Source organism: Bacillus sp. Au-Bac7 (genome assembly GCF_021341655.1).
Classification (GTDB): domain Bacteria; phylum Bacillota; class Bacilli; order Bacillales; family Cytobacillaceae; genus Niallia.
Map to the genome: position 1 here is coordinate 213,056 of NZ_JAJTTG010000003.1, position 18,727 is coordinate 231,782.

Genomic DNA, 18,727 nt, shown 5'->3' on the forward strand with positions numbered 1-18,727 from the left:
TCGTTAATATCCATCAGTTTACGGCAACACTTCGTCCTTGTCTCCAACCAATTGGTTGGTAATCTCCCCAACCATTTTATATAATGAGACAAAAACAGGAGAACAAGTATGGATAATCACTGGAAGCCAAGCAAGCAGGGTGCTCTTCCTCTCTATCAGCAAATTTACGAATTTATTCAAAAACAGATTAGTTCAGGGAACTGGCCTGTTGGCTACAAGCTGCCTCCCCAACGAGAGTTAGCTGACAATTTCCAGGTCAACAGAAGCACGGTTGTGTATGCGTTAGAGGAGCTGAAGGCAGATGGCTGGATTGAATCACAAGTCGGACGAGGCACAGTCGTTTGTCAAAATACATGGAGTTCGCTTACAGCAGGATCACGTGCCGACTGGAAAACTTATGTTCAATCAGGAACTCATCTGCCTAATATTCAAATGATTCAAGAGATAAACAAAGCAGAATTCTCCCCTAATATCATTAGACTTGGAACAGGTGAGCTGTCTCCAAGCCTTCTGCCGACTGCGATGATTCAGCAGGCCTTCGCAGAAACAGCTGCTTTGTCATTAAGCTATCCAGAAGGAAAAGGCAGCTTTCTCTTAAGAAAGGCTGTAAGTGACTATTTGCAAAAAAAGGGGATTGGCACGACACCAAATTCCATAATGATTGTTTCTGGAGCCATTCAGGCATTGCAGCTGATTTCAGTCGGCCTGCTCGACCAAAATTCTGCCATTTTGACAGAATCACCGTCTTATTTAAATTCCATTATGGTGTTTCCATCGGCAGGAATTCGGATGGTTCCACTTAACGGTGAGCTGTCTTTCTCGGCGATTAGCCGGGCAAAACGGCTGCATAATACGGCACTGCTGTATACGACGCCTACCTTTCATAACCCAACAGGTTACTGCATGGCAGAAACGAAACGGATGGAGCTGCTGGAGGCATGTGCTAAAGAACGAATGCCTATTTTGGAAGATGATGTTTACGGTGATTTATGGTTTGACTCACCACCGCCGCCTCCCTTAAAGGCACTTGATAAACATGGCAATGTTTTGTATGTAGGCAGCATGTCGAAGGTGTTAGGGCCAGGACTTCGCATCGGATTTATCGCAGCCCCAGAGCCTGTCATTGAAAGGCTCGCAGACATTAAGATGCAAACAGATTACGGCTCGAGTACACTCTCCCAGTTTGCTGTCACAAAGCTTTTAACAAATGGCCAATATGACATGCATATAGAGAAAATGCGGCATGAACTGAAGGTTAGACGGGATTTTGTACAGAAGCTTCTGTCCACCTATTTCGCAGATCTTGCTGTTTGGGAACAGCCGGCAGGCGGCTTTTATATATGGCTGTCACTAATAAAGGACATCCCGCTGCAGCTGCTTTTTAAAAAAGCCCTTCAGCACGGTATTCTTATTAATCCAGGCACACTTTACGGCAACTTCAACAGCCATATCCGCCTGTCTTATTCGTACGCTTCCTTCGAGGAGCTCGAGGAGGGCCTGATTACGCTCGCGACAATAATTAGGAATTTTCGCGCATAAAAAAAAAGGCAGTGTCAGCTGTTGACACTGCCTTTTTCTATTACATCTAATCGTTTATACATATCAATCATTTCTTTGACCAGCTCATAAGTTGTCTCAGCGCTCATAAGCTGGTCTTCTGCGTGCATGAAGAGGAGGGAAAACGGCAGGCTTTCGCCGTTTGCTTCCCTTTGAATCAATGCGCTATGTGTCTTGTGGCTGATGAGGAAAAAGTTTTGAGATTCTTTCAGTTTCTGTTCTGCCAGCTCATATTCTCCTTTTTTCGCTGCATAGAGAGCTTCCATGACGAGGCTTTTTGCCATTCCCACATTGCTGATAATTGTAAAGCCTGTCAGCTCCATTGCATCCTCTGCCATTTCTATATCACGTCCTTTTCCTGCCTTTTATTTGGCATTTCATTAGTTGAAGTTAACTCCGCCATCATTGGAGATTTCTGTTTTTTCTTGCTCCTTCTCATTCTGCAATGCTATTCTGTCGACAGATTTGAAGAATGGATAGTACAGAAGGATAGAAATACCGATTTGCACGACGTTAAGTAATGCGCCTTTCCAGCCGCTGACGAGAAAGCCGGCAATAATCGGCGGTGTCGTCCAAGGGATATTCGTGCCATTTGTCAGCGGCACGATTCCAGATGCCATTGCAAAGTATGCAACTGTTGCCAAAATCAGCGGATTTAAAATAAACGGAATCATCATAATTGGGTTTAAAACAATCGGAATCCCGAAAATAAGCGGTTCGTTAATACCGAAAATCCCAGGTCCAATCGCCAGCTTGCCTAATGTTTTATACTGCTTTGATTTAGCGAACAATAACAAAATAATAGCAAGTCCAAGTGTGCCTCCAAAGCCGCCGACCTTCATGAAGTTCGCGTAAAACTGGAAGTTGATAATATGCGGAATGGCTTCACCTGCACTGAATGCAGCTGCATTGTCTGCTGTTAAAGCAAGCCAGATTGGCTTCATAATACCGCTGACAACATTGGAACCGTGAATACCGAAGCTCCATAGAACTCCTTCAAAGACGGTAACAATTAAAGTCGCCGGCAATGTGTCTCCTAAATACAGGAGTGGAACTTGAAGATAATGATAAATGAAGGCTTGAACTGTCCCAAATGGTGTTAATGAAAAGATGATGCGGACAAGATTGAAGACGATAATAACAAACAATGCTGGAATAAGTGCTGAAAAGGATCTGGCCACATTTTCAGGAACAGAATCAGGCATCTTGATTTTCCAGCCTTTTTTATCGATATAACGGACGATTTCAACAGCTGCAATCGCAACAATCATCCCTAGGAATAAGCCGCTTGCGCCAAGATTAGTTACAGGGATACCTAATCCGCCGTCTTTCAGCTCTAACATCGGTGTTAGAATGAGGAATGCTACGACAACAATGCTGATACAGGCAATGCCATCGAGCTTATATGTGCGCGAAAGACTTCTTGCCATTGCAATGATGACATACACTGTCATCACATTCATTGTCACATCATAAGGAACAGTAAAGTAGGATGCCCAATCTTCCCCTAACAGGGAACTCATGAATTCGGCATAGCCGCCGATTGGAATATTGCCAAGCAGCAAAAAGATTGAACCGATAATCAATAGGGACATAACACCAAAAAATCCGTCTTTAATTGCCGTAATATACCTGTTTCCATCAAGCTTCATTGCAAGTGGACCCATCTTGCTTTCCAGGTTCTCAATAAGTTTCTGCATGTTCTCCCCTCGTTTCTTCTAAGTTTTATGAAAATACTAGCTTCCTACAAGACTCAGTGCTTGCTGCAGTACTTTTTCTCCATCCATCATGCCATAATGCTGGATGTTGATTTCATCAAGCAGAATATTCTCTCCTTGCAACCTTGCTTCTATTTCTTCCCTTCTGAACTTCACTTGCGGGCCGAGCAGCAAGGCATCAACCTTTCTGGTCTCAAGGACATCATCTATCTCTGTTGCAGATACGGCAAAGATGGTGATATCCAAGCCTTTTGCGTGAGCTGCCCGGCGCATCTTCGTCACAAGCAAACTTGTGCTCATTCCCGCAGCACACACGAGCATGACTGTCTTCACTTTTTTTGTCCCCCTTATAAGGAATTTCTCTACTTCCTCATTGTATAATGAAAGCGCTTAATTTATCATATTTGCATTTTCCGCTTAGAAGCGGAAATCTCTACATGAAATAAAAAGAAGCTAATTGCACAAACAATTAGCTTCTTACTGTTTCTGTTTGAAATAACTCGATGACTTCCGTTTTGGACTTTGCCTTGATTACTTGCTGTATCACCTTTTTATCTTCAATGATGGAAATGAGCTGCTCATACATTTCCTCTAAATCTCCCTTTGCGTCCTTGCTTATATTTAACAAGCAGACAACCTGAACCATCTGATTTTCATTCCAGCTTATCGGCTTTGCTAATGTGCAAACAGTCCAGAATGTATCTTTTGTTTCCGGCATGGTCGGATGAGGGATTGCAACCAAATTGCCAAAGCTAGTGGAGGCAATTCCTTCCCGCTCGAGCACAAGCCTTCCATACTGTTTGGAAACAAGACCTTGTTCATAAAGGATATTGCTCAAAAATTCGATAACAGCTTCCTTCGTTTCCAGCTGTTTACCGATAAACACATGGTCTTCAGCAAGATAACTGTCTTTAGTAGCCTTCTTTGTTGAGGTAAGGCGCTTTTTTATTCCTTTTATATCGTCTGCTTCAAGAAAGTTGCTGACAACTTGCACAGGTGCTGCTAACCTTTCCGCTATCGGAATCGTGCTGATAACAAGGTCAATTGCAGAAAGATCATAGTCTGCCAGCTTATAGTAATTAATGCATTCCACAATTTCCAGCTCTCTGCTAAACTGCTCCTGCAGCCTGTAGGACAGCAGCTTTGCACTTCCCACACCTGAAGCACATACAAGAATAACACGCTTTTGCTTCCTGGCTTTTCTTTTCATACGCTCAAGTGCAACACCGATATGAAGGGCAATATAGCCGATTTCATCTTCTTCCACTTTAACGGACAGCCAGTCTTCCAAACATTTGCTGGCAATGATGGCTCCTTCAAAGGCACTTGGGTATTTCACTTTAATATCATTAACGAGCGGATTGCGAATATTCATTTCAAAGCGCAGCCGGTTAATGGCAGGCCTAATATGGAGCGCCAAAGCGTGTAAAAACTCCCGGTCTGATGTGAAATCCCAATTGAGCTCCTCTTTCAGCCTTGTTACCATACAGCTGACAATTTCTCGTGTCTCATCAAATTCGCGATACTCTGTCAGCGCATTTTCATGCAGAAGCTTCGTGCCCATCAAGTGGATAATTATATATTCAAGCTCCGCACTAGGAAACGAGAAGCCTGCTAGCGCTTCTACCTCTCCAATAATTTCTAACGCTACTTTTTTCTCGAAGGGATGCGCCTCCCCGATTGTATGCTCCAGCTCTCCCATCGCAAAGCCTTGTTCCATCCGTTTGCAAGCAATCACAATATGATTTGTCAGATTACCTAAGGCAACATCAGAAATTTCAATTTTATGAACATTTACTTTATTAATAATGATTCTTTTTATTTGGTCAGCAAAGGCTTTCTCTGATAACCTGCTATTGTTTTTAGAAGAGTCTTCCATCAGCCTGTAGTTGGCGAAGCATAATCGCTTTCTGTATTCACTCCCAGCGACATTTACACCATAGTGAGGCTTGACTAGCAGTGACAGCTTATATTTACCAAGCATTTCCCGAACATGCCGAAGATCCTTTTGAATAGTTGATTTCGAAACATACATTTCTCTCTCAAACTGCTCCAGCTTTACATAACCCTCCTGCAGCAAAAGATGTTTCAAGAGAAAATGCACCCTTGTCTTTTGGTCAGAAAAATCATAGCCTCCTGAATCGGCTTCCGTCAGAATCGGATTGATTTCCTGCTGGAACACTTCATGGTCTAATATATGTAGACAGTAGCCTTTTCCCTTAATAGGGCTGATGCTCACTCCAAGTTGTTTGCAGTCACCCTGCATATTCTTCAATTCCTTGCGAATCGTTCTGTCGCTCACACTCAGCTCTTTCGCTATCCATTCAGCCGTAACCGGTTCCTTATGTCTGCTCAGCAGCAGCAAGATTCCCCTTTGTCTCCCAGACAGCATGCCAATCCTCCCTTCGCCTGCAGTATTTCCTCTCATTATAACAGAAACCGCTTTCTTGTTTCCGAAAAATAAACAGCAGCCTGTAAAAAATAGGCTGCCGTTAGTCTTTATTCTGCATGCTCATGTAAAGCGGCACTTTCGACGTAATTAATAAATCGTCTAAGCTCCTTTACCTGGTCCCTGTTAATCTCTCCACTTTCATACATACTTTGAATTTCTGCTCTTTCTACATCAAGCACCTTTATACGAAGCTCTTCCTTCTGCTCTTCCTGTATTTCGTCATAATTTCGCGATGATGTTCGCAGTCTTTCCATCATGAGCTTGTAATCAAGGATAACTGCATGAATCTGCTGTTTGAGCTCTTCCATTTCCTCTGCATAGTCCTTTAGGAAATCGATTGCTGCCTGCATGGCCTGCAGCTGAACATCCTTGCCTTTCTCCAGCTTGGCAATCGCCAATTCCTTATCTTTACGATAAAACTTTCTTACCTTTTTCCACTTTCTCAGCATTCTTCCGACAAGATAAAGGGTACCAGACTGCAAACTGCCAGCTAATGCCTCTTCCCTGTATTCAAGCGACCTCTCAAATGTACAGAAAAGCTCTTCATCGATTTTGTTCTTATCCATTAGTGACTGGATATATCTTCTTTCTGCTTTGACTGCCTTGATGCGGATTTCCGTTTTCACATCCAATTCCACATCTGTTGCCGAAATCTTCTTGCCTTGGTCTCTTGCCAGTTCACGAATTCGGCGCCGGTATTCTCCGATTAGCTCGTAAGCGGCTGTCTTATTTTCCTCATTGACTACAGACCTGATCTGGTCGACAGCTTTCTCTAGCAGTCTCTGCTTAAATGGAGACAAATCCTTTTCTCCTTCTGCATCCTCCATATCTTCTCCTTTACTTAAGACTGGAAGAAACACGGTTGCTACAATTAATGTAAACAGAATAACTCCTGCTGCTAAAAACAAGAGCAAGGACCTTGCTGGGAAAGGATCTCCGCTGTCTAAAAAGTAGGGAATCGATAATATACCTGCCATTGTCACAGCACCGCGCACACCTGTTAAACAGACGAACAAGGCATTTTTTATATCTGGTTTTTTAGCACCCTTGTTCAAATAACGATATTCAAAATGAGCAAACACATATGCCCAAACAAAACGAATGCCTAATATAACAAGGCCGATGGCGAGACAATAGCCGATAACGAGCCAATTGCCGATACTTGGATCTGAAACGGTCTCTCTCATCGAGGATGGAATGTTCAAGCCTAACAGTAAGAACACAACTCCATTTAATGTAAACAGAATAAGCGACCAAATATTCTCTGTCAGCACCTGTTCTTCAGGGCTTGCAGATTCGCGCCTTTCCCTTACTAATGAATGAACGATCCCGCCAACAACGACAGCGATTACGCCAGATGCGTGAAGCAAATCCTCTGTCACGATAAAAATGATGAACGGAGTAATGATATGCAGCAAGGAATGAAAAGTAACATCATTGATTCCTTGTTTGCGTAAAATAAATCGCACCCATGTGATTAGCAACGCCAACGCCGCTCCAAGCAAAGCTCCTAATATAAATTTATATACAAAATCAAGAGTTGCCTCATGCAAGGAGAAATAACCTGTCACAACTGCCGCAACAGCATAGTTAAAGGCAACTAAGCCAGAGGCATCATTAATCAGCGATTCTCCTCTGACAAGATGAAGCACGCCAGCTGGAATGTGAATGCGTTTGGCAATTCCATTAACAGCGACAGGATCTGTCGGTGACAGGATGGCTGCAAGTGCAAATGCTGCAGCGAGAGGTATGACCGGTATCATCCAATGAATGAAATAACCGCCGCCGATTGCTGTCAGGATAACAAGGATAATCGCATTTCCGAAAATCGGCGCCCTCATATTCCACAGCTCCTCTCTAGGAAAATACCGTCCGTCATTATAAAGAAGCGGTGCTACAAACAGCAGCAGAAACCATTCTGTTTCTATTTCAAAGGAGATATCCTCAAAAAAGAAAGCTAACAGCATTCCAAACGCAATTTGAGTGAGCGCCGTTGGAATGGAAGGTATGTAGTGACTGATAATATTAGATATCAGCAAGGATAATAACAGTAAAATAATCGTAATCAGTAAATCCATGGCATTCTCCCTTGAAAAAATGAAATTTGGCATAGTTTTTGTCTTGTAAGGAACTTTTATGTTAGTACGTTAACGAATGTGAAATGAAAACCAGTATTCAAGAGGAAATAAATTACATTTAATGTTATAATATTTACAAGTAACGGAAAATTCCCATTTTACTGTAAAGGAGGTAACTGAAATGTACTCCACTATTTTCTTCACCGTGATTGGTATTTATGTGCTGCTTTCCATTGTAATGCTGCCAGTTCAATACCGCTTTCTCGTAGCATTAAAGGAAGAAGAACGTAAGTACAAAGCAAAAGGCAAAACACAGGGAGAAATGTACGACGAGATGAATGCAGGTGAATTAGTGCTGCACAGCCATAATCAAGGAAATGCTCTATTCTTCCTTGCCAATATTATGGCATCCATCGTTTATAAAATAAAACATCCAAAGACAAGCATATAAGGAACCTTTAGCAGCCTCCACAAGGCTGCTTTGATTTTTTACCCTATTACACTAAATGGAGGCTCTATGAAAACAACGATCATCAGTGCTGCATGTATCCTGTCTTCTGTGCTATTATTTTCTACCCGTTATATGTTTATAGCCATCTTATGTACCACTCAAAACACTTCAGCAGCAAATTTTCACGATTCACTTGAAGAACATGGCGGACCCTTGCTTACTCTTAGTGTGATTGCCTTGCTTATCGGGCTCGGAATTTTACTGCCAAACCTATTTAAAAAGCGAGAAACCACCAATTAAGTAATATTTAGTATTCAACACACATATATGTATTTTTATGGTAAAATAAATATATGGATATATTTGTAAAAAGGAGCGTTAGATGAATACTAAGTGGTTAAATGTTATTTCTTTATTTTTATTTCTTGCCGCCATTACTTATAAAGTAATTGGCCATCATACAATGAATGCGGCAGGTGTAATCATTGTCTTATTGTTTATTGTCTTAAATATTGCGGCATTAATGAAGAAGGATGCTACATAGAAAAGGAAGGAAGACTGATTTGTATCTTCCTTCCTTTTATTTAAAGATAGCACCGACAGCTAACAGAACAAGAGCGACTAAATGAAGCCAAACTGTATATTTAATAATAATCAGCGCCCATAATTTCTTTCGCAGTCCAAACACAAGTACTAGCAGGAAAAATACAAAACTGAATAAGCTGCGAATGATATTTCCTTCTATTAGGAAAAAAAGAAGATTTACAAAAAAAGATATAACAAATAAGACTATATAAGTGTTAGAACCTTTCGCTTTTTTTCTGGATTCCTGTTCAAATTCGTACATTTATGTACCTCGTATATTGCGTTTTTCATTTTCTGTTAATGATAATATACAATGATAATAGCAAAAAAAGCTGCCATCAGCAGCTTTCTAAAAAATCTTTACAAATTTAATAAGGCAAAAACGGCTCTTTATTTGTACTAGAAAGCACCTTCCCTAATTCCAATTCAACTATAGCATTAGCGTGAACAGCAAGGCATATGCCGCTTTTGCCTGCAAGCAATGTTTCCACACTTTTTTCACCGAATTTAATGCCCATGATACGATCGGTAACAGAAGGTTTTCCGCCTCGTTGAATATGACCAAGCACTAGTGGATGGATTTTAAATTCGGAATGACTTTCGATTTCTGCTTTAAACTTTTCTGCACTAATCGCACCCTCCGCCAAAATATAAATTTGGCTTTTTCCAGCAGAACTTCTCATTCCTTCTAGCACTTTTTCTAAGTTCCAGTCTTCGCTTGTGCCGATGATGCCGTCAGCAGCTGTTGCCAGGCCGGCCCAGATGGCGATATCAGAGGCTTCACGGCCCATTACTTCTATACCAAAAATATGCTTATGGCTTGCTGCTGATGTTTTTATTTTATCAATGGCATCAACGGCATTTTCTACAGCAGTGTGAAAGCCAAGTGTGATATCCGTAAGGGCAATATCATTATCTATCGTGCCAGGTATGGCAGCAACAGGGAAGCCCAATTGGGACAAGGCTTTAGCGCCTTGATAACTGCCGTCTCCGCCAATTACAACAAGCCCGTCTATTTCATGCTTCCTTAAGATATCTACTGCTTTTGTTTGGATGTCTTTGTCTGCAAACTCGGGAAAGCGTTGCGTACCGAGAATGGTTCCGCCAATATCAATGACTTTAAACAGCTCTGATTCAGTTAACAGCATAAACTCTTCCTTTATGATGCCAATATAGCCATTTACACAGCCAAAAACTTGTATTTCATGGCGTGCTGCTTCCTTTACGACTCCAAACAGGGCAGCATTCATGCCTGGTGAATCACCGCCGCTCGTAATGACTGCGAGCTTCTTCATAGTAACTTCCTCCAATACTTCTTAGCATAGGAATTCTTCTTCGATATCAGCAATCATGCCAATTCTTCTTGCATGTCTGCCTCCCTCGAATTCTGCATCTAACCAAGCCTTTACAATTTCTTTTGCTAAAACACTGCCGACTATTCTTCCGCCAAACGCTAAAATATTCGTATTATTATGCTGTTTTGATAGCCTTGCTGTTGCCGGTTCACTGCAGACTACTGCTCGGATGCCTTTGACCTTATTGGCAGCAATCGATATGCCCACACCCGTTCCACAAATTAAAATACCTGCATCTACTTTATTTGCCACAACATCCTCTGCAACCATTTTGCCATATTGAGGGTAGTCTGTGCTTTCTCCTGACTTAGGTGAATACTCTATTACATCATGCCCTAATTCTTGTAAATATTCCGCGATAACAGGTCTTAAATCATCGCCGCCATGGTCACATCCAATTGCTATTTTCATCGTAAAACCTCCTAATTATAGTTTATACAAATAAGTCTAAAATCAGCGTGCAAACCAAGCCAATAACAGAAGAAATTGTGGAAAGAACGGTATATGTTCCAAATGTTTCTTTCAGCGTCATGCCCGAATATTCCTTCACGATCCAAAACGCAGCATCATTAACGTGAGAACAAATCGTGCTGCCGCAGCCTATTGCCAAAGTTACGAGCGCTAAATTAACTTCTGGGTGCATTGCAAGCATTGGTGTGACTAAACCAACTGTGGAGATGGCCGCAACCGTTCCAGACCCAAGAGCTATTCTTAATATCGCAGCCACAATCCACGCAAATAAAACTGGTGATAATGCAGAGCCTTCAAATAGTTCTGCGATATATTCGCCAACACCGCCTTCAATGATGACTTGTTTAAAGGCACCGCCTCCGCCGATAATTAGCAGCATCATCCCAATCGAATTAATAGATTTCGTACAGGATTTCATTAAATCCACCATAGCAATGTTTCTTTTTATGCCCATTGTATAAATCGCAACTAACAGCGAAATAATCATTGCAGTGGAAGGCTCACCAAGAAATTGCAGCACCTTAAAAATAAGGCCGTCATGATAATTCAGTGCTTCTTCAATAATTTTAATAACAGCAGCAATTGCCAGCAGAATTACTGGCAGCATCGCTGTAAATACACTGATGCCAAAGCCTGGTGTTTCTTCTAATTTAAAAGATTTCTCTTCCTTAAAAACTCCGTCTGGGGTAACCTTTTCAAAGGCACTTGGCACGATTCTTTTAGCAATATTCGGATAGATGACTCCTGCGATAATCACACAAGGAATCGAAATAATCAGCCCGTATAAAAGAACAGTCCCAACATCTGCGCCAAGTCCGTTCGCAACTGTCGTAATACCTGGATGCGGCGGCAAAAAACTGTGTGTGATCAGCAAAGCCGCACTCATATGCAAAATCAATTTAACAATCGAGATTTTCACTTCTTTTGCGATTGTGAATATAATCGGTACGATTAACACAAAGGCTACTTCATAAAACAAGGCGATACCGACGATAAAGGAAGCAATAACAACCGCCCAATGAATTTTATTTTTTCCGAACTTATTGATAAGCGTCATCGCAATCCGGTTTGCTCCGCCAGCATCAGCGATTAATTTACCTAGCATAGCACCAAGTCCAAAGATTAACGCTATATGTCCTAATGTACTGCCTAATCCATTTTCAACAATTAGTCCAATCTCTTCTAAAGGTATCCCTAAAAGCAGGGCAACGATAAAAGAGACAATAATCAGTGAGAAGAAGGTATTTAATTTCAGCTTCATAATTAAAAAGATTAATATTATTACCCCAACAGATACGTAAAGTAATGGCATATTATTCACCTCAGCCTTTTTATTGGTTCGAACTTCACTACAATGAATCTATCAGTCTAGCATTATATTTGAATACGCTTTCTTTTTTACTTAACATTTGTATACTTATCTTCTTGTATGCTAAGTACACTAAAAAAATAAAGCAGTTACTATTAAATAATATGTTGAGAGCGCCTAAAGCCATTCCTAAGCAATCCTGTTTAGGCTATCTCAACAAATTATGTAATAAAAGCAGCTCATCATTTCCAATAACGGTCATATAAGTTTTGCATATGGTTAGTCATAATGTCTGTCGCTTTTTTTTCATCTCGTTTTTCTATAGCCTCGATGATTTGTTTATGTTCATTTAAATTTACTTCCAAATAATCTGGTCTTGTTACAGTACGATCTCGTATGAACTGCCACATTTCCTGTTTCTTCATCGCATTAATGATTGCTGCCATAATATTGATGAACAATTCATTATGAGAGGCTTTTGCAATATTATAGTGAAGTGCTTCGTCTGTTTCCGGAACGTAAACACCTGACTTTGTTTCCTCTTCCATCTTGTTTATTGTTTCCCTGAGCACAGCAATTTCCTCATCTGTAGCACGCTGTGCGGCAAACTTAATGATTAAAGGCTCGATGTTCATTCTAACCTCTACTATTTCTTCTGGAGAAACAGAATCAAATGAGATAGGATCGTGGGAATTGTTAGCTTGGTTTTGATTGCTTTTTACATAAACGCCTTCGCCTTGGCGGGAATAAATGAATCCATTTAACTCCAATGCACTCAGTGCCTGACGAACTGGAGCACGGCTGACACCAAACTGCTCACATAATTCTCTTTCTGCAGGCAGCTTATCTCCTACTTTAAAAGTTCCTGACTCAATCTCTGATAAGATTTGCTGATATATTTGCATATACAATTTTTTGCTGGAAACTGGATTAAAATTAATAATAACCACTTCTCTCTGCGTTAATATTATTAGATAACCTATTATACTATTAAGGTTATTATATAAAATAAAAATATGTAAGCGCAATAAAAGTAAAATAAATCATAGCCGAAGCTTCTTTTATCTAAGGCTATGATTTATTTTTAGAAAGTGGTTAATTAGTCCATATGTGATCCGCCGTTAATATCTATTTCTTCCCCAGTGATATAGGATGCCTCTTCCGTTGCTAAAAACGCAATGGCTGCAGCCACTTCCTCTGTTTCACCAGGTCTGCCCATTGGAATTCCATCAATTACTTTAGCTGCCTGTTCTTCCGGAAGTGACTTCCAAATATCTGTGTTTACAAGACCAGGAGCAACACAGTTGACTGTGATTCCGTGCTGTGCCACTTCACGAGCTAAGTTTTTCGAAAATCCTAGAACAGCCGCTTTTGATGCAGAGTAATGAGCTCCCCCGAACACACCGCCGCCTCGTTTTGCTGACACGGAAGACAGACTGATGATTCTGCCGAAATTTTGTTTTTTCATTGTGTCTAGGACTGCTTGTGTACATAAGAATAATCCAAACATATTTACGTTAAATACTTTTGTAATATCCTCAATTGTCATGTCTTCAACTGTTACTTTTTGAGAGATTCCAGCATTGTTAATTAAGATATCTATGCGGCCATACTTATCTAAGACTTTTTGAACCATTGTATCATTGGATTCTTGGCTGGTAACATTCAACAGCACACCAAATGCCTCTCCACCTTGTGTTTTAATGGCATTAACTGTGTCTTCGATTCCTTCTTCATTTAAATCAGCAACTACGACAATGGCACCTTGTTTCGCAAGTGTTAAAGCAATCGTGCGTCCAATTCCCTTTTTCGAACCGCTTCCTGTTACAATCGCAACTCTATTATCTAATTTAAACATAGTATTCTCTCCCTTTAATAGTATTATTGAAGCAATTCTTGCGCTGTGTTTACGATATTTTCTATTGTTATGCCGTTCAGCTCTAATAATTTTTCATATGGAGCAGATTGCCCAAACTGGTCTTGAACACCGATTCTGCGCACTTTCCCTCTTCCTTCTTCTGCAACGACCTCACATACAGCGCTGCCTAATCCATTGATAATATTGTGATCCTCTACAGTGATGATTTTGCCGATATTCACACACTCTACAACTGCGTCTCTGTCTAATGGCTTAATCGTATGCATATCCAGCAGTTTCACAGAGATACCTTTACTTTCTAATTGCTTCGCCGCTTCCAAGGCAAGATAGACAGTATCTCCATTTGCAATAATGGCGATATCATGGCCTTCCTTTAATCGCTTCGCTTTGCCGATAATAAACTCTTCATTCTCATCGTAAATGAATGGCATCGTATCTCGTGTAAAACGAAGATAGACAGGACCATATTTCTCAGCAGCTTGCGCCACCAATTTTCTTGTGGAATGATAATCAGCACCCATCACAACTGTCATGTTAGGGATTGTTCGCAAAACACCCATATCTTCAATCGCTTGATGGCTCGCACCGTCGTTTGCTGGCGTCAGACCGCCATGTGAACAAGCAATTTTCACATTCAAGTTCGGGTAACAAATTTCCTGTCTAATTTGTTCTGCCATTCTCATCGAGCCGAAGACCGCGTAAGTGCTTACAAAAGGAATTTTGCCTGTAGTCGCTAGACCTGCTGCTAATCCAGCGCCATTTTGTTCAGCAATCCCGACATTAACATGCTGTTTCGGGAACTTATTGGCAAATTCTGTTGTTTTACAAGACTTACCGATATCAATATCTACAACGTAAATATCTTTATTTAATCCGCCAAGACGGACAATTTCATCACCAAAGGCTTCTCTTGTTGCTTTCTTTTGTAACACTTTGTTTTCACTCATTATTTTAGCCCTCCCTCTAATTCTGCCAATGCTTTTTGGTATTCTTCATCATTAGGAGCAATTCCGTGCCAAGTTACCGAATGTTCCATAAAGGAAACACCTTTTCCCTTTACAGTGTTACAAACAATACATTTCGGTTTGTTATTCTTAGAGTTTCTTGCGCTGTCTAGTGCTGCAACAATTTCCTCCATTGAGTGGCCGTCTATTCTTGTTGTTTCAAAACCAAAGGACTTAAACTTCAGCTCAAGATCTTGGTTCGGCATAATTTCTTCTGTTGGACCATCAATTTGCAGTCCATTATCATCCACAAAAACTACTAAGTTATCTAATTCATATTTAACGGCGCTTTGTGCAGCTTCCCAAATCTGTCCTTCCTGACATTCGCCATCACCAACCATTGCAAACACTCTATATTCTTTTTCGTCTCTTTTTCCTGCCAACGCCATTCCGACTGCACATGAAAGACCTTGACCTAAAGAGCCTGTAGAAATATCAATTCCTGGACACTTCTTCATATCCGGATGACCTTGGAATGGAGACCCCATTTGGCGAAGTGTATAAATGGTGTCATACTCAACAAACCCTCTTAGCGCTAAAGCCGAGTATTGAATTGGACAAACATGCCCTTTTGATAAAACGAAACGGTCTCTATCTTCCCAATTAGGATTGTTTGGATCGATGTTCATTTCCTTAAAATACAGTGCCGCAATAATATCAGCCGCCGAAAATGAACCTCCAGGATGCCCTGATTGTGCCTTATGAATCATCGTCAGTGCCGTTTTTCTAAGATCAACTGCATTTTGCTTTAACTCTTCAATAATTGTTGCATTCATATTAATCACCCCAAGGAATTGAATTTTAACCTGTATACTTATTTACTTGTCTACTTGTATACTAAGTTACCTTTGTTTACCATTATAAAACGTTTTCAACATTTGTCAACAGAAATGTAAACGATTTATTTGGGTGGATTTGTTATTTTTCTAGTATTTATTAGAATTTTCACTATTTAACGACAACAAAAAACGCTAAGCAGCTTTGCTGTTTAGCGTTTGAAAGTATTTATTTATCCATTTCCTTATCTTGAGTAAAAAAGAAAATAAAAATCACGAGAGATAATGCGATTAGAAACTTCCCTGTACTGCTCGTTCCTTTAATGACAGGCAAATCTGTTAAACTCATTTAGAACACCTCACTAGCTTTTTTAAGTTTATCCACTAGCTGTGTATCGAGACGAAAGCTGTTATTGACAATATTTCTGAATTCCCTTTGATTCTTTTTTAAGTATGGAAGAACCGGAACTACCTTTTCCCTTCCAAAAATGGGTCCGCTGATACTTAAAGAAAATCTCGCATCTGATGAGATAAACAGACCAACAAGATTAATTTCGTCCTTTATCAACAGAATGGCTAAGATAATATCAATAACATCTAATGAAATATCAGCAAACTGATTGCCCTTTTTCGCTTCTAGCCTAGATCCACCTGTAATTGGCCCGCCGACTGTAAAACCAAAGTAACCTGGACCAAAGTAAATTCGGCTAACGGTTATTTGCCCAGTTAAAAGCAACGAAGCAATCACAATATCAATATCCCGTTGTATTTCCCTTAATAAACGACAATCTAAGGTTTTGTCCTCCAGCTTCATTACACTCACCTAAAAACCGACATAGATAAATTATATGCATCGCAGTTCAAAACGGTTGATTGTCTAGAACGAAAATACCTCTTTCATTTGACCATAACCCTACTTCTGATAAGCTGGGATTTTTTCTAATTTTTAATTTTGGGTTTGCTTATTTGTTGCTTTGAATTTTAACGCAGAAGCTAAGATGACGACAAAGCCTACAACTCCAATCCAAACAAGGGTAGAAACAGAATCCCAAGTTAAACCTTTATCAAAGAATAGTAGTTCTCGTAAGCCTTCTACCATAAATCGCATCGGTAACCAAGAATAGACCCAGTTTTGATAGAATGGTGACATCATTTCTGGAGCCATTGCCAGTAATGGTGCACCAAAGAATAGCATTAAGATAAAAATAGGCATACCTCTTAGTCCCATAATGGAAAGGACAGCTGAAATCATTAGAAAATAGCTAAAGGATGTTATCGATAAAAATAAAGCTGTACTCAAAAAATCAGGAATATGAAGTCCTACCATTCCATCTGCCAGCCAAGTTAATCCAAATCCTACGACCAGTGTGATAATTGCTCCAATAAAAACCTGCACACATCTCACTACTAAACTTTCTTTTCGACTAGTTATGGTTGTCTTTTTAAGTGAAATAAAAATAATGGCAGCACTCGCTAAGCTTGCCATCCAAAGAGGCTGGAATAAAGAAACAGGTGCATTGCCATTAGCACTTTTAGTACCAGTTTCATTAACATTAGTAACTTTTGAAGTGATAGGTGTTGCCAGGGCTTCAGCTTGTTGTATGCTTATTGCTGTTCCTTGTTTTTCTAGTCCATTTAGTAGTTGTGTACGAACATTGCTGTTTATATTGTCCACTACACCGTTCAAAATTTGCCCTGCCAATGTTGATGCCATTGTATTCATACCTTGATTAATAAAGATTTGAAGTTCAGATGGTGAAGCAGGTGCTGCTGTTTGTAAAGAAGCCTGGTTAGCACTAAAATCTTTCGGAATAACCATGGCTGCATAATATTCCTGGTTATCTAATCCTTTTTGAACTTCCTTAAGACTACTTACTTCAATCCATTTGACTGCAGGGTCTTCTTGGTCTGAAGTTGTCTGTGAATTTTCTTTAATCATTTCCACTATTGTTTTGCCCACATTCATTTCTGATTGATCTGGTATCTTCACTCCAGCATCCTCATTCACAATTGCTATCGGCAGATTTTTAGGTACTGGTTGGACCGATGGAATTAATGTTAATAAAAATATAAATATTATGACCAATGTAATGAATGGTGATAACAGTAATAGTTTGTTTTTAAACATATTTGAACTCCTCCAAAAAGATAAGTATAATAAACGAACAACGTGTTGTTTATTATCTTCTAAATTATATGGATGAAATGTACTTCCTTCAATAAGCAAATAAATAGTATATGTTGGATAAAGAACACCTTTATAAATTGTGTTGGATAACAACAAAGGAGGAACCTGAGATGTCTGAAGGTAAAACTGATTTAAGAGTCACTCGAACGAAGGAATCTATTCTAGACGCATTGATAGAGTTAATAACCGAAAAGGGTTTTGAAGCCATTACAGTTAAAGATATAACAACTAAAGCAAAAATTAACAGAGGAACATTTTATGCCCATTATCAAGATAAATTTGACTTAATGGCAAAATGTGAAGAAGAAATCATGGAGGAAATGTCCAGTATTGCAAAGCAAAACTTCCCCAGTGTTATTGCTTCACTTGAGGCGGATGCTCCAGTTGTGCCACCATTTCCTCTTACCGTTGCATTATTTGAATATTTAAACAGTAATAGTGCTATTATGAAAGCTTTGTTAGGTCCAAAAGGTGATTTATCATTTCAGACAAGACTGAGAGAATTTATCTGGAATTCACTTTATGGAAACAATCCAAGCTCTCTTGTAAAAGAAGAAAATTTCCTTGTTCCAGGGCAATACTTGGCATCCTACATGGGAACGGCATTGATTGGAGTAGTGCAACAGTGGTTGCATAGCGGCAGGAAGGAATCTCCCCAAGAAATGGCTCGTATCCTGACAACCATTACAGTCAACGGTCCTCTTTATGCAGCTGGGTTAAAAAATAACTAACTATTAGAAGCGAAGAAATGCATCGACTTAGCCCAACATTCTTAAATTTTTCATTTACACACAAAAAAAACGTAAAATCCCAGCTCATTCACAAAACTAGCTGGGATTTTTATTAAGGACTTACTACGACACCATTAATGGGTTTTCAGTAGGATATTCAGGAACTTCAGCTG

20 protein-coding genes are annotated in these 18,727 nt (G+C 40.0%); 5 read left to right on the forward strand and 15 right to left on the reverse strand.

Annotated features, from left to right (window positions below; genetic code table 11):
• Positions 1 to 108 precede the first annotated feature (108 nt).
• Positions 109 to 1,539 (forward strand): aminotransferase-like domain-containing protein, encoded by a 1,431-nt coding sequence (locus LXM54_RS14120; protein ID WP_233315849.1) that lies wholly within the window; start codon positions 109 to 111, stop codon positions 1,537 to 1,539.
• Positions 1,540 to 1,553: 14 nt separating this feature from the next.
• Here the strand turns inward: LXM54_RS14120 and LXM54_RS14125 are convergent, their stop codons facing one another.
• The 5 genes from LXM54_RS14125 to LXM54_RS14145 form a co-directional block, all read right to left on the reverse strand.
• Complete coding sequence (locus LXM54_RS14125) at positions 1,554 to 1,895, reverse strand: PTS lactose/cellobiose transporter subunit IIA (protein WP_233315850.1); 342 nt, start codon at positions 1,893 to 1,895, stop codon at positions 1,554 to 1,556.
• A gap of 42 nt (positions 1,896 to 1,937) precedes the next feature.
• Positions 1,938 to 3,257: a PTS sugar transporter subunit IIC gene (locus tag LXM54_RS14130; RefSeq protein ID WP_233315851.1), complete on the reverse strand. Its 1,320-nt coding sequence runs from the start codon at positions 3,255 to 3,257 to the stop codon at positions 1,938 to 1,940.
• Positions 3,258 to 3,293: 36 nt separating this feature from the next.
• A complete protein-coding gene (locus LXM54_RS14135; protein WP_285109765.1) occupies positions 3,294 to 3,608 on the reverse strand; it encodes a PTS sugar transporter subunit IIB in 315 nt (104 codons plus the stop codon).
• A gap of 136 nt (positions 3,609 to 3,744) precedes the next feature.
• Positions 3,745 to 5,667 carry a BglG family transcription antiterminator gene (locus tag LXM54_RS14140; protein ID WP_233315852.1) on the reverse strand — a complete coding sequence of 641 codons (1,923 nt, stop codon included), beginning with the start codon at positions 5,665 to 5,667 and terminating at the stop codon, positions 3,745 to 3,747.
• A 107-nt stretch (positions 5,668 to 5,774) separates the two neighbouring features.
• Positions 5,775 to 7,805: a Na+/H+ antiporter gene (locus LXM54_RS14145; protein WP_233315853.1), complete on the reverse strand. Its 2,031-nt coding sequence runs from the start codon at positions 7,803 to 7,805 to the stop codon at positions 5,775 to 5,777.
• A 181-nt stretch (positions 7,806 to 7,986) separates the two neighbouring features.
• On the opposite strand from LXM54_RS14145, the gene LXM54_RS14150 reads away from it, so the two are divergent.
• The 3 genes from LXM54_RS14150 to LXM54_RS14160 all read left to right on the forward strand — a co-directional run bounded on the left by LXM54_RS14150 (position 7,987) and on the right by LXM54_RS14160 (position 8,800).
• Positions 7,987 to 8,256, forward strand: coding sequence for a DUF3949 domain-containing protein (locus LXM54_RS14150; protein WP_233315854.1), 270 nt, complete (start codon positions 7,987 to 7,989; stop codon positions 8,254 to 8,256).
• A 66-nt stretch (positions 8,257 to 8,322) separates the two neighbouring features.
• Positions 8,323 to 8,556, forward strand: a complete 234-nt coding sequence (locus LXM54_RS14155; protein ID WP_233315855.1) for a hypothetical protein — start codon at positions 8,323 to 8,325, stop codon at positions 8,554 to 8,556.
• Between the two features lie 82 nt (positions 8,557 to 8,638).
• Complete coding sequence (locus LXM54_RS14160) at positions 8,639 to 8,800, forward strand: hypothetical protein (RefSeq protein ID WP_233315856.1); 162 nt, start codon at positions 8,639 to 8,641, stop codon at positions 8,798 to 8,800.
• A 36-nt stretch (positions 8,801 to 8,836) separates the two neighbouring features.
• Here the strand turns inward: LXM54_RS14160 and LXM54_RS14165 are convergent, their stop codons facing one another.
• The 10 genes from LXM54_RS14165 to LXM54_RS14210 form a co-directional block, all read right to left on the reverse strand.
• Positions 8,837 to 9,103, reverse strand: a complete 267-nt coding sequence (locus tag LXM54_RS14165) for a hypothetical protein (RefSeq protein WP_233315857.1) — start codon at positions 9,101 to 9,103, stop codon at positions 8,837 to 8,839.
• Positions 9,104 to 9,209: 106 nt separating this feature from the next.
• A complete protein-coding gene (locus tag LXM54_RS14170; protein WP_233315858.1) occupies positions 9,210 to 10,136 on the reverse strand; it encodes an ATP-dependent 6-phosphofructokinase in 927 nt (308 codons plus the stop codon).
• A gap of 21 nt (positions 10,137 to 10,157) precedes the next feature.
• Positions 10,158 to 10,607 (reverse strand): ribose 5-phosphate isomerase B, encoded by a 450-nt coding sequence (rpiB, locus tag LXM54_RS14175; protein WP_233315859.1) that lies wholly within the window; start codon positions 10,605 to 10,607, stop codon positions 10,158 to 10,160.
• A 22-nt stretch (positions 10,608 to 10,629) separates the two neighbouring features.
• Complete coding sequence (locus LXM54_RS14180; RefSeq protein ID WP_233315860.1) at positions 10,630 to 11,979, reverse strand: gluconate:H+ symporter; 1,350 nt, start codon at positions 11,977 to 11,979, stop codon at positions 10,630 to 10,632.
• Positions 11,980 to 12,218: 239 nt separating this feature from the next.
• Positions 12,219 to 12,881, reverse strand: coding sequence for a FadR/GntR family transcriptional regulator (locus LXM54_RS14185; RefSeq protein WP_233316148.1), 663 nt, complete (start codon positions 12,879 to 12,881; stop codon positions 12,219 to 12,221).
• A 194-nt stretch (positions 12,882 to 13,075) separates the two neighbouring features.
• On the reverse strand, positions 13,076 to 13,834 hold the full coding sequence (locus tag LXM54_RS14190; RefSeq protein WP_233315861.1) for an SDR family NAD(P)-dependent oxidoreductase: 759 nt from the start codon (positions 13,832 to 13,834) through the stop codon (positions 13,076 to 13,078).
• 23 nt (positions 13,835 to 13,857) lie between these two features.
• Complete coding sequence (locus tag LXM54_RS14195; protein ID WP_233315862.1) at positions 13,858 to 14,802, reverse strand: transketolase family protein; 945 nt, start codon at positions 14,800 to 14,802, stop codon at positions 13,858 to 13,860.
• On the reverse strand, positions 14,802 to 15,635 hold the full coding sequence (locus LXM54_RS14200; RefSeq protein ID WP_233315863.1) for a transketolase: 834 nt from the start codon (positions 15,633 to 15,635) through the stop codon (positions 14,802 to 14,804). The genes LXM54_RS14195 and LXM54_RS14200 overlap by 1 nt, the downstream gene beginning before the upstream one ends.
• A 349-nt stretch (positions 15,636 to 15,984) precedes the next feature.
• Positions 15,985 to 16,449 (reverse strand): hypothetical protein, encoded by a 465-nt coding sequence (locus LXM54_RS14205; protein WP_233315864.1) that lies wholly within the window; start codon positions 16,447 to 16,449, stop codon positions 15,985 to 15,987.
• Positions 16,450 to 16,581: 132 nt separating this feature from the next.
• Positions 16,582 to 17,763 carry a YhgE/Pip domain-containing protein gene (locus LXM54_RS14210; protein ID WP_233315865.1) on the reverse strand — a complete coding sequence of 394 codons (1,182 nt, stop codon included), beginning with the start codon at positions 17,761 to 17,763 and terminating at the stop codon, positions 16,582 to 16,584.
• Positions 17,764 to 17,933: 170 nt separating this feature from the next.
• Here LXM54_RS14210 and LXM54_RS14215 point away from each other — a divergent pair, with 170 nt between their 5' ends.
• Complete coding sequence (locus tag LXM54_RS14215) at positions 17,934 to 18,554, forward strand: TetR/AcrR family transcriptional regulator (RefSeq protein WP_233315866.1); 621 nt, start codon at positions 17,934 to 17,936, stop codon at positions 18,552 to 18,554.
• The last annotated feature ends 173 nt before the right edge of the window (positions 18,555 to 18,727 follow it).

Excerpts from the sequence above, each read along its gene's own strand:
- LXM54_RS14120 (WP_233315849.1), top strand. The coding sequence starts at position 109 with ATGGATAATCACTGGAAGCCAAGCAAGCAGGGTGCTCTTCCTCTCTAT.
- LXM54_RS14125 (WP_233315850.1), bottom strand. The coding sequence starts at position 1,895 with ATGGCAGAGGATGCAATGGAGCTGACAGGCTTTACAATTATCAGCAAT.
- LXM54_RS14130 (WP_233315851.1), bottom strand. The coding sequence starts at position 3,257 with ATGCAGAAACTTATTGAGAACCTGGAAAGCAAGATGGGTCCACTTGCA.
- LXM54_RS14140 (WP_233315852.1), bottom strand. The coding sequence starts at position 5,667 with ATGCTGTCTGGGAGACAAAGGGGAATCTTGCTGCTGCTGAGCAGACAT.
- LXM54_RS14145 (WP_233315853.1), bottom strand. The coding sequence starts at position 7,805 with ATGGATTTACTGATTACGATTATTTTACTGTTATTATCCTTGCTGATA.
- LXM54_RS14150 (WP_233315854.1), top strand. The coding sequence starts at position 7,987 with ATGTACTCCACTATTTTCTTCACCGTGATTGGTATTTATGTGCTGCTT.
- LXM54_RS14155 (WP_233315855.1), top strand. The coding sequence starts at position 8,323 with ATGAAAACAACGATCATCAGTGCTGCATGTATCCTGTCTTCTGTGCTA.
- LXM54_RS14160 (WP_233315856.1), top strand. The coding sequence starts at position 8,639 with ATGAATACTAAGTGGTTAAATGTTATTTCTTTATTTTTATTTCTTGCC.
- LXM54_RS14165 (WP_233315857.1), bottom strand. The coding sequence starts at position 9,103 with ATGTACGAATTTGAACAGGAATCCAGAAAAAAAGCGAAAGGTTCTAAC.
- LXM54_RS14170 (WP_233315858.1), bottom strand. The coding sequence starts at position 10,136 with ATGAAGAAGCTCGCAGTCATTACGAGCGGCGGTGATTCACCAGGCATG.
- rpiB (WP_233315859.1), bottom strand. The coding sequence starts at position 10,607 with ATGAAAATAGCAATTGGATGTGACCATGGCGGCGATGATTTAAGACCT.
- LXM54_RS14180 (WP_233315860.1), bottom strand. The coding sequence starts at position 11,979 with ATGCCATTACTTTACGTATCTGTTGGGGTAATAATATTAATCTTTTTA.
- LXM54_RS14185 (WP_233316148.1), bottom strand. The coding sequence starts at position 12,881 with ATGCAAATATATCAGCAAATCTTATCAGAGATTGAGTCAGGAACTTTT.
- LXM54_RS14190 (WP_233315861.1), bottom strand. The coding sequence starts at position 13,834 with ATGTTTAAATTAGATAATAGAGTTGCGATTGTAACAGGAAGCGGTTCG.
- LXM54_RS14195 (WP_233315862.1), bottom strand. The coding sequence starts at position 14,802 with ATGAGTGAAAACAAAGTGTTACAAAAGAAAGCAACAAGAGAAGCCTTT.
- LXM54_RS14200 (WP_233315863.1), bottom strand. The coding sequence starts at position 15,635 with ATGAATGCAACAATTATTGAAGAGTTAAAGCAAAATGCAGTTGATCTT.
- LXM54_RS14205 (WP_233315864.1), bottom strand. The coding sequence starts at position 16,449 with ATGAAGCTGGAGGACAAAACCTTAGATTGTCGTTTATTAAGGGAAATA.
- LXM54_RS14210 (WP_233315865.1), bottom strand. The coding sequence starts at position 17,763 with ATGTTTAAAAACAAACTATTACTGTTATCACCATTCATTACATTGGTC.
- LXM54_RS14215 (WP_233315866.1), top strand. The coding sequence starts at position 17,934 with ATGTCTGAAGGTAAAACTGATTTAAGAGTCACTCGAACGAAGGAATCT.